This is a genomic window from Sphingobacterium alimentarium (assembly GCF_004342685.1).
In the GTDB taxonomy this organism is placed as follows: Bacteria; Bacteroidota; Bacteroidia; order Sphingobacteriales; family Sphingobacteriaceae; genus Sphingobacterium; species Sphingobacterium alimentarium.
Genome location: NZ_SMBZ01000068.1, coordinates 1 through 9,750 on the forward strand (window position 1 = coordinate 1; position 9,750 = coordinate 9,750).

Below are 9,750 nucleotides of genomic sequence, written 5' to 3' on the forward strand. Positions count from 1 at the left end.
ATATATCAAATTCAGGAAATACTCAGGAAAGAAGCTGACGATTAAAAAATAAAAAGCCGTATCTAACTTTTGATGTTTTGATACGGCCCCTTTTTCTTCGCTCAATATGACATTAAAATATCTAGTTTTGTTTCTTCTTAAGTCTGTATAACCCCCACATTATATCTTGGTATATCCGTATTATGGTTAGCGGCTTCGATACCCATAGAAATGATTTTGCGCGTTTCAGCTGGATTTATTACCCCATCTACCCACAATCGGGCGGCCGCATAGTAAGGACTTAGCTGTTCGTTATATCTATCTTCGATTTCTTGGAGTAAGGTTTGTTTTTCTTCTTCAGAAAGTGACACACCTTTAGCTTTAAGTGTGGATTCTTGAATCTGTAGAAGAGTTTTTCCCGCCGAAGCTCCACTCATTACTGCCATTTGTGCAGTAGGCCATGCATAGATTAACCGCGGGTCATATGCTTTCCCACACATAGCATAGTTGCCCGCTCCATAGCTATTGCCGACAATAAAAGTAAACTTAGGCACTACGGAATTTGCCATAGCATTCACCATCTTAGCACCATCCTTTATAATTCCACCGTGCTCCGAGCGTGAACCTACCATAAAACCGGTTACATCTTGAAAAAATACCAACGGAATTTTCTGCTGATTGCAATTCATAATAAACCGAGCAGCCTTATCCGCAGAATCGGAATAAATCACCCCACCCATTTGCATTTCCTGGGTTCCTCCAGGCTTTTTGGCTTTAACGATTTCACGCTGATTCGCGATAATCCCCACTGCCCAGCCGTCAATGCGTGCCAGCGCGCATAATATGGTTTTACCATAATCCTTTTTGTACTCTTCCAACGATCCTTCATCGACAATTGCTTCCATGATTTTAAGCATATCATAAGGCTTGAGCCTATCTTGAGGAAGATTTTGGTAAATACTATCGGCAGGAAGTTTGGGCTGTATAGATTCGATCCTTGAAAATCCAGCTTTTTGGTTATCGCCGATTTTGTCAATTATATTTTTAATGGCATCCAGACAGCTTTCATCATTGGGATATTTATTATCCACTACTCCTGATATTTCAGCATGAGTAGCTGCTCCGCCTAATGCTTCATTGTCGATGACTTCTCCAATAGAGGATTTTACCAAATAGGAGCCCGCCAAAAACACCGAACCGGTTCCTTCTACGATCATGGCATAATCCGACATAATAGGCAGATAAGCACCTCCTGCAACACAAGACCCCATTATAGCAGCTATCTGGGGAATACCCATAGACGACATCTTGGCGTTATTTCTAAAAATTCTTCCAAAATGTTCCTTATCAGGAAATATTTCATCTTGCATAGGCAGATACACCCCTGCTGAATCTACAAGATAGATAATGGGAAGTTTATTTTCCATCGCAATTTCTTGCGCTCTCAAATTCTTTTTCCCAGAAATGGGAAACCAAGCACCTGCTTTGACAGTAGCATCATTCGATACGATGACACAAAGTTTCTGCTTCACATAGCCCAATACGACCACCACTCCGCCATTCGGACATCCGCCATGCTCCTTGTACATTCCATCTCCCGCAAAAACGCCTATCTCTGTATACTTGCTATCCGCATCCAACAGATATTTGACGCGTTCCCAAGCGGTGAGTTTACCTTTTTCTTTGTGTTTTTGAATTTTACTTAGTCCACCGCCTAAATTTAATTGTTCAGTCTTCTGTTTAAGGATATCGAGTAGCTGTTGCATACCTAGTAATTGACAAAAAAGTAATATAAAGTCTATAAAAGTTTTTAATATTATAAATATGATAAAATTTAATTTGTTTTTTACGATATTTATAAAAATTGTTGATAACTAAATATAAACTTAAGTAAAAAATCATTATGTACAATGTGAAGGAAACGGAGCAAATGGCCATGGTGCGTGAAAGCGCGAGAGAATTTGCACGCACATACATCAAACCTCATGTGATGGATTGGGACGAACGTCAGCATTTTCCAATAGATTTATTTCATAAAATGGGCGAATATGGTTTTATGGGAATATTGGTGCCAGAAGAATATGGTGGCGCAGGACTGGGGTATCAAGAATATATCACCATATTAGACGAAATTTCTAAAGTATGTGGCTCTATCGGATTGTCAGTAGCAGCCCATAATTCCTTATGTACAAATCATATTTTGTCCTTCGCTAATGAAGAGCAAAAACGTAAATATCTCCCTAAATTGGCATCAGGAGAATGGATTGGTGCATGGGGATTGACCGAAACAGGGTCAGGATCTGATGCTGGCGGTATGATGACTACAGCCGTGAAAGATGGGGATTATTGGATTATCAATGGTTCTAAAACTTTCATTACGCATGCGATAAGTGGAGATGTTGCTGTGGTGATGGTTCGCACAGGTGAGAAAGGTGACAAACACGGCATGAGTGCATTTATCATCGAAAAAGGAACGAAAGGGTTTACTGCAGGACAGAAAATGGATAAACTGGGTATGCGCGCTTCCGAAACTGCTTTTTTATTTTTTGATAACTGCCGCGTACACAAGGACCAGATGATGGGCGAAGTAGGTACTGGATTTGTACAGGCATTGAAATTATTAGATGGAGGAAGGATTTCTATTGCTGCGCTATCATTGGGTATAGCACGTGGGGCGTATGAATGTGCATTACGATATGCTAACGAACGTGAGCAATTCAACCAAAAAATATACGATTTTCAGGATGTTTCATTTACTATAGCCGATATGGCAACCAAAATAGAGGCTTCTGAGCTTTTGATTCGTAAAGCAGGCTATCTAAAGGATAATCATCAGAAGGTGACTAAAGAAGGTGCAATGGCTAAATTGTATGCTTCAGAGGTGGCTGTGGAAGTAGCCAACCATTCCGTACAGATACACGGGGGATATGGGTTCACTAAAGACTATCCAGCGGAAAAGTTCTTCAGAGATGCGAAGCTGTGCACTATAGGCGAAGGAACGAGTGCGATTCAAAAAATGGTTATTTCACGTGAAATTAAAAAAGATGTTTAATGCACACGATATCAAGGTAATCGATTGTCCAAGGGATGCTATCCAAGGAATAAAAGAATATATTCCTACACACAAAAAAATTGATCATATCAATACACTGATAGCAAGTGGACTTTTTGAATATATTGACTGTGGCTCTTTTGTATCCCCAAAGGCCGTCCCTCAGATGATGGATACGGCCGAAGTATTTGGTGGATTGGAAAAAATCGACGCTACCAAATTATTAGCAATTATTGCTAATGTACGAGGTGCAACTATCGCAAAAGAATATAGACAGATAGACTACTTGGGCTATCCGTTTTCTGTATCAGAATCTTTCCAGTTAAGAAATGCGAATAGTACAATCGAAGAGTCATTTGAATCGGTAAAAGTTATTATGGATAATATGGACCACAGGCAGGAGCTTGTGGTCTATATTTCTATGGCTTTTGGAAATCCCTATGATGATATATGGAATGAAGATCTCGTATTAGAATGGTTGCAAAAGCTCAAAGGAATAGGAGTGAAAAGATTTTCAATAGCCGATACCACGGGAGAAGCAACTCCGGCAAGTGTCCATACTTTGTATAGCCAAATAGATAAGGAATTTGCAGATTTAGCATTAAGTATTCATCTACACAGTCGTTCAGATGAAGCCCTTGAGAAGATAAATGCCGCTTATGAAGCGGGCTGCCGTAAGTTTGAAGGCGCGCTTATGGGGTATGGGGGATGTCCTTTTGCCAAAGATGATTTGGTTGGAAATATTCCTACTGAGCTGCTCTTAGAAAGATTTAACTTGTCTACAGAACAAGAAATCACTACATTAAAGCATAGTTTTCTACAGTTGATTAGTAAATAGGTATGTACAATTACATCAAGACAGAGAAAAAGGGTTTTCAGTATATATTAACGTTGGCTAGATCGGAAAAAAGAAATGCCTTTACCCCTACTATGGTCAACGAAATAAATCATGCTTTTCAGCAAGCCAATGCGGATGATGATATTAAAGTTGTACTGATCAAGGCCGAAGGGCCTGTTTTCTGTGCGGGGATGGACCTCAAAACCTTCAAAAATCCTGAGCTTGATATTCCCAACCCAAATATTGAGGATAAGAATATTTCCTTAGGGGAAGTGTTTGATTCACTTCACAAACCGTCTATTGCTATGGTAGAAGGAAATGTAATTGCCGGAGGATTTTTGATTATTCTGGGATGTACTTACGTGTTTTGCAAATCCGAGGTACAATTTAGATTGCCCGAATTGGAATTAGGCATTTTCCCTTTCCAAGTGATGGCCTCACTACTCAAAGTAGTCCCTGAGAAAAAGGCACTTCAAATATGTCTTAACACAGACTATTTTGATGTAAATCATGCTATTCAATTGGGTATTGTCGATGCTGTGTGGAATACGGAGGACATCGAAAAGCTAATAGGATCATTTGAAAATATCTCTATAAAAGCTTTATCGAGCGGAATAAAAGCTACGCGACAAATTCAAAATATCACACCGCAAGAAAGATTTCAATATTTAAAAAGTCAATTAGAAAAGCTAAGGGGATAAGTTTGGGAAAAGAGCGACTTTACTCCTCTTCTTCGACATATGCTGGACTATCAGGATTTTTCGACGCTACAGCAAAATTATTATAGCCCATTCCAACTTCGATTTCCAAAAGTTTCTGTTGTAGCATTTCCAGAATAGCCAGGAAATTGAAAACAAATTGGACACGGTTTTCGGAATTTTTGAGCAGCAGTTGGAAGTCTAGTTTTTCATTTAAATCCAATAAAGCCGAGATAGCATCCTTTTGTTTTTCGATCGTGTAGGGAAATTTGACTACGGTATGTGTTACAAGGACTACCCGATGTGTAAAGTGATACATCATTTTCTCGTAAACCATCATCAATTTGTACAGATCAAAGGAAGCGAGTTCTTCCTCCGTAATTTGACGTTTAGTTTGTTTGAGATCGAAGGCTATATTCCCACGTTCATGAAGCTTTTCACGATTTGTTTCCAAACCCTTCAGGTCTTCACACACATCTTTAAATTGCTTGTACAAAATCAGTTTCTGCACAAGTTGTTCTTTTAAATCTACTTCATTCTCATTTTCGTCCAATTCAGGACGTGGGAGCAACATCTTAGCTTTGATGCGCATCAAGGTAGAAGCTACGAAAATAAATTCTGAAGCCAGTTCGATATTAAGGGATTGCATCTTTTGGATATAATCCAAAAAATCATCCGTAATTCTAGAAATAGGAATATCATGAATATTCAGCTCATCCCGCTCAATAAAGAACAACAACAAGTCAAATGGCCCCTCGAACTGATCGAGTTTTATTTCGTAATTAGTAGTTTCCATAAAACTGAATCCAAAAATACATATTATATAATATTTACTGAAATCTAAAACTTTGGCACTACATTTTTGTATATATATAGTATAGTTAAACGAATAAATTTGTTACTTTGTAGCTTGTTTTGAAACTTATTTTAAGGTATGCAAATAGAAACAGGAGCACTACTAAAGAACATTCTATATCCCTCAGATTTGCGCAATCTTGCCGAATCGGATTTAGAAGAAGTTTGTAAGGAGCTCAGACAATTCATTATAGATGTAGTTTCAGTCCATGGCGGTCATTTTGCGGCTAGTTTAGGTGTCGTAGAATTGACAGTCGCGCTGCATTATGCATTGAATACACCTTATGATCAGATTGTATTTGATGTTGGGCATCAAGCCTACGGACACAAAATACTTACCGGACGTAGAGACCAATTTCACACAAATAGACTTTTAGGTGGTTTATCAGGTTTTCCTAAGCGAAGCGAGAGCGAATACGATGCTTTTGGTGTAGGGCACTCCTCTACCTCTATTTCCGCGGCATTAGGTATGGCCGTGGCTTCTGCTTACAAAGGAGAGACGGATAGACAGCATGTGGCGATAATTGGTGATGGTGCTTTGACAGGAGGAATGGCTTTTGAAGCCTTGAATCATGCAGGAATTGAGAAATCCAATCTTTTGGTAATCTTGAATGACAACTGTATGTCTATTGATCCGAATGTAGGCGCTTTGAAAGAATACTTAACGAGCATTACTACATCCAAAAGCTACAATAAGTTTAGAGATGAGCTGGTATCCGTTTTAGCTAAAATTTCCAAAAATGGTCCAAACGCATACGGATGGGCAAAAAAGCTAGAGCAAAGCATTAAAGGAACTTTGCTTAAAAATGCAAATCTCTTCGAATCTTTAAATTTCAGATATTTCGGTCCTGTAGATGGTCATGATGTCAACAAATTGGCAAAAACACTAGAAGACCTTAAACATATCAATGGCCCGAAACTTTTACATGTGGTAACAGTAAAAGGTAAAGGCTACGCCTTGGCTGAGAAAGATCAAACGAAGTGGCATGCGCCAGGCTTATTTGATAAAATCACAGGAGAGATCAAAAAGACAGTATATGACAAGCCACAGCCCCCAAAGTATCAAGATGTATTTGGACATACTTTAGTTGAATTGGCGGAGTCCAATCCACAAATCATGGGTATCACGCCAGCTATGCCGAGTGGTTCGTCTATGAATATTATGATGAAAGCCATGCCTGACCGTGCATTTGATGTCGGCATTGCCGAACAGCATGCGGTGACATTTAGTGCAGGCTTAGCGACTCAAGGGATTGTTCCATTTTGTAATATCTACTCTTCTTTTATGCAACGTGCATACGACCAGGTCATCCACGATGTAGCATTACAAAACCTGAATGTTGTGTTCTGTCTGGATAGAGCAGGATTAGTCGGAGCAGATGGTCCTACCCACCATGGAGCCTATGATATTGCGTTTATGCGTTGTATTCCTAATATGACTATAGCGGCGCCGATGAACGAAGAAGAACTTCGTAACATGATGTATACGGCACAGCTCGAAAACATGGGGCCTTTTGTCATTCGCTATCCGCGGGGAAATGGTGTTATGCCTGATTGGAAACGACAATTTAAAGCTTTGCCTGTAGGCAAGGGACGCAAACTAGTAGATGGTGAAGAAGTAGCGATATTAAGTATTGGTCATATCGGTAATGAAGTCAGCAAGGCGATTGTTAACCTCAACACCGAAGCGATCTATCCGGCACATTATGATATACGTTATGTGAAACCGATAGATGAAGATTTGTTACACGAAGTTTTCAAAAAGTTCTCTAAAATAATTACGGTAGAAGACGGGGTATTGCCAGGAGGTTTCGGTTCGGCAGTAATCGAATTTATGGCCAATAATAATTATAGTGCCCAAGTGGTTCGTCTAGGTATTCCAGATGAAATCGTGGAGCACGGCGAGCAAGCGGAATTATGGAGCATCTGTAATTATGATGCACAAGGAATTCAAGATGCTTGTAAAAAATTGGCAACTATACAAACTACTCATAATCAAGTGGGCTAATTTCATCCCACAAAGTATATTCCAAAAGAGCCACAATTTTTGTGGCTCTTTTTGTTAGGTTTAAGTCGAAAATTTTCTTTAAATTGGATGTAGAAAGTTTTCCACAGATACAATGAAATACCTTGCGAAATGCTTTGTTGTTTGCTTGAATTTGCCTTAATTATGATAGTGTGGAAAAGTTTGATTTGACATCTTGTCACTTCATGAAAAACCCTAAAAAATATACCTAAAACACTGTTAATCAATGATGTGTATTTTTTTTGGAGATTCGCTTTTTTTGGTCGGAAATTTTTGCCATCTTCGTTGAAAGGGAAAGTTATAAACAATTTTTTTATCAATAATTGGTTATCAAGTTATTAACAATTTAAGAATGGAAAAAACGTATACAAGTGTATGGAACAACTGTCTTCAAGTAATTAAAGACAACATTCCAGCACAAAGTTATAAGACATGGTTCGAGCCTGTGAAAGCAGTTCGTTTGGAGGAAAACGTTTTAACTATTCAAGTTCCTAGTTTATTCTTTTATGAGTGGTTGGAAGAACATTACGTAGGTATATTACGCAAGACAGTAAAGAAATTTTTAGGTGAGCAAGGTCGATTGGAGTATAATATTGTCGTGGAGAAATCTTCGGCCAATACACCTTATACGACCAATCTGCCATCCAATGGAAATGGTGCCGAAGGTAAAAAACAATCTATACCTGTCCCTGTAGCATTAAATAAGAACATAAAGAATCCTTTTGTAATTCCTGGACTTAAGAAATTGCAAGTGGATCCGCAATTGAACCAAAATTACACATTCGAAAACTTCGTGGAAGGTGAGTGTAATAGATTGGCAAGATCTGCGGGATTTGCTGTAGCAAATAAGCCTGGAGGTACTTCTTTTAATCCATTAATGTTATACGGTGATGTAGGTCTGGGCAAAACGCACTTGGCGCAAGCTATTGGAAATGAGATCAAGAAAAATCTACCCGATAAATTGGTCATCTATGTCTCTTGTGAAAAATTCTGTCAGCAATTCGTCGATTCATTGAAAAATAATACAATCAATGATTTTGTGAATTTCTACCAAGCAATGGATGTTATCATTATGGATGATGTACACAATTTCGCAGGTAAGGAAAAAACGCAAGATATTTTCTTTCATATCTTCAATCATTTACACCAATCCAGCAAACAGATAATTTTGACATCTGATAAAGCGCCTAAAGACTTGTCGGGTCTGGAAGAGCGTCTTTTAAGTAGATTCAAATGGGGATTGTCAGCGGATATCCAAGCACCGGATTTGGAAACGAGAATGGCTATCTTGAAGAAAAAAATGTATTCTGACGGTATCGAATTGCCAGAAGCAGTAGTCGAATATGTGGCAACACAGATAGACAACAGTGTACGTGAACTAGAAGGCGCGATGGTGTCCTTATTGGCACAGTCAACACTGAATAAAAAAGAAATAGACTTGAATTTGGCCAAGTCTATGCTTAAAAACTTTGTTAAAAATACACACAAAGAAATATCGATGGAGTATATCCAAAAATTGGTGTGTGAGTATTTTGAAGTACCTGTAGAAATGGTAAAATCTAAAGTACGTAAGCGCGAGATTGTACAAGCACGTCAAATCTCTATGTATTTAGCCAAAAACCATACTAAATCTTCGTTGAAAACTATTGGTAACTTCTTCGGTGGAAGAGATCACTCCACGGTAATCTACGCTTGCCAAACGGTAGAGGACTTGATCGAAACAGACAAGAAATTCAAAACTTATGTGCAGGATATTCAGAAAAAATTGAAAACATCTTAGTCATAGTACAGAAATACAAAAAAGCAAAAGGCGGAAATTATTTCCGCCTTTTTTGGTAATTAATGAAGATTAAGTTTCTAAACTGCAATAAATTATGAAATGATTTTTATTTTAATTGTTGTATCAATTATTCTTGTGGACCTTCTTGTTCTTCTTCTTTCTTACCATTCTCTTCCACATATTTTGCAAATATTACTTTTTGATCCTCTGTCAATTGTTCTGCGATTTTTTGATGTGTGGCAGCTTTAATTTCACTCATTTGCTGTTTTGCTACGTCCGCAGCCAATGTTGTATCTGATTTTATAGCGTGTTTTGCATTTACTTTTTCTAACACAATGGTGTAAATCGCTGTTTGTTGCTCTTCACTAAGCGTCAATACTTGTGTTAATTCATCTACTTTTTCTTTAGCTTTTGTTTCCGGGTTGAAGTTGTGATCGGTAAATAAAACTACACGATTTTTGGCAAATATGACTACACAATAATTGGCAAGAATGGTGCAGAATAATTGGCAAGAACAAGTGC

At 38.3% G+C, this 9,750-nt stretch carries 8 protein-coding genes; 5 read left to right on the top strand and 3 right to left on the bottom strand.

The features are described from left to right. Positions 1-137: 137 nt before the first annotated feature. Positions 138-1,745 (bottom strand): acyl-CoA carboxylase subunit beta, encoded by a 1,608-nt coding sequence (locus EDC17_RS15870; RefSeq protein ID WP_132779112.1) that lies wholly within the window; start codon positions 1,743-1,745, stop codon positions 138-140. Between the two features lie 137 nt (positions 1,746-1,882). On the opposite strand from EDC17_RS15870, the gene EDC17_RS15875 reads away from it, so the two are divergent. Genes EDC17_RS15875 through EDC17_RS15885 form a run of 3 tightly spaced genes read left to right on the top strand, consistent with a single transcriptional unit; the run spans position 1,883 to position 4,570 of the window. Beyond that, on the top strand, positions 1,883-3,031 hold the full coding sequence (locus EDC17_RS15875; RefSeq protein WP_132779114.1) for an acyl-CoA dehydrogenase family protein: 1,149 nt from the start codon (positions 1,883-1,885) through the stop codon (positions 3,029-3,031). Further along, a complete protein-coding gene (locus EDC17_RS15880) occupies positions 3,024-3,869 on the top strand; it encodes a beta/alpha barrel domain-containing protein (RefSeq protein ID WP_132779115.1) in 846 nt (281 codons plus the stop codon). The genes EDC17_RS15875 and EDC17_RS15880 overlap by 8 nt, the downstream gene beginning before the upstream one ends. Before the next feature lie 2 nt (positions 3,870-3,871). Next, entirely contained in the window at positions 3,872-4,570 is a 699-nt protein-coding gene (locus EDC17_RS15885) for an enoyl-CoA hydratase/isomerase family protein (protein ID WP_132779117.1), read from the top strand. Positions 4,571-4,589: 19 nt separating this feature from the next. On the opposite strand, the gene EDC17_RS15890 is transcribed toward EDC17_RS15885, so the two are convergent. Next, positions 4,590-5,363, bottom strand: a complete 774-nt coding sequence (locus EDC17_RS15890) for a segregation and condensation protein A (RefSeq protein WP_132779118.1) — start codon at positions 5,361-5,363, stop codon at positions 4,590-4,592. 138 nt (positions 5,364-5,501) lie between these two features. Between EDC17_RS15890 and dxs the strand changes: the two genes are divergently transcribed. Beyond that, positions 5,502-7,430: a 1-deoxy-D-xylulose-5-phosphate synthase gene (gene dxs / locus EDC17_RS15895; RefSeq protein ID WP_132779120.1), complete on the top strand. Its 1,929-nt coding sequence runs from the start codon at positions 5,502-5,504 to the stop codon at positions 7,428-7,430. 370 nt (positions 7,431-7,800) lie between these two features. Then, on the top strand, positions 7,801-9,228 hold the full coding sequence (dnaA, locus tag EDC17_RS15900) for a chromosomal replication initiator protein DnaA (protein ID WP_132779122.1): 1,428 nt from the start codon (positions 7,801-7,803) through the stop codon (positions 9,226-9,228). 127 nt (positions 9,229-9,355) lie between these two features. Here dnaA and EDC17_RS16930 read toward each other — a convergent pair. Next, positions 9,356-9,750: hypothetical protein (locus tag EDC17_RS16930; RefSeq protein ID WP_165894449.1), on the bottom strand; the 395-nt coding region annotated here is incomplete at its 5' end.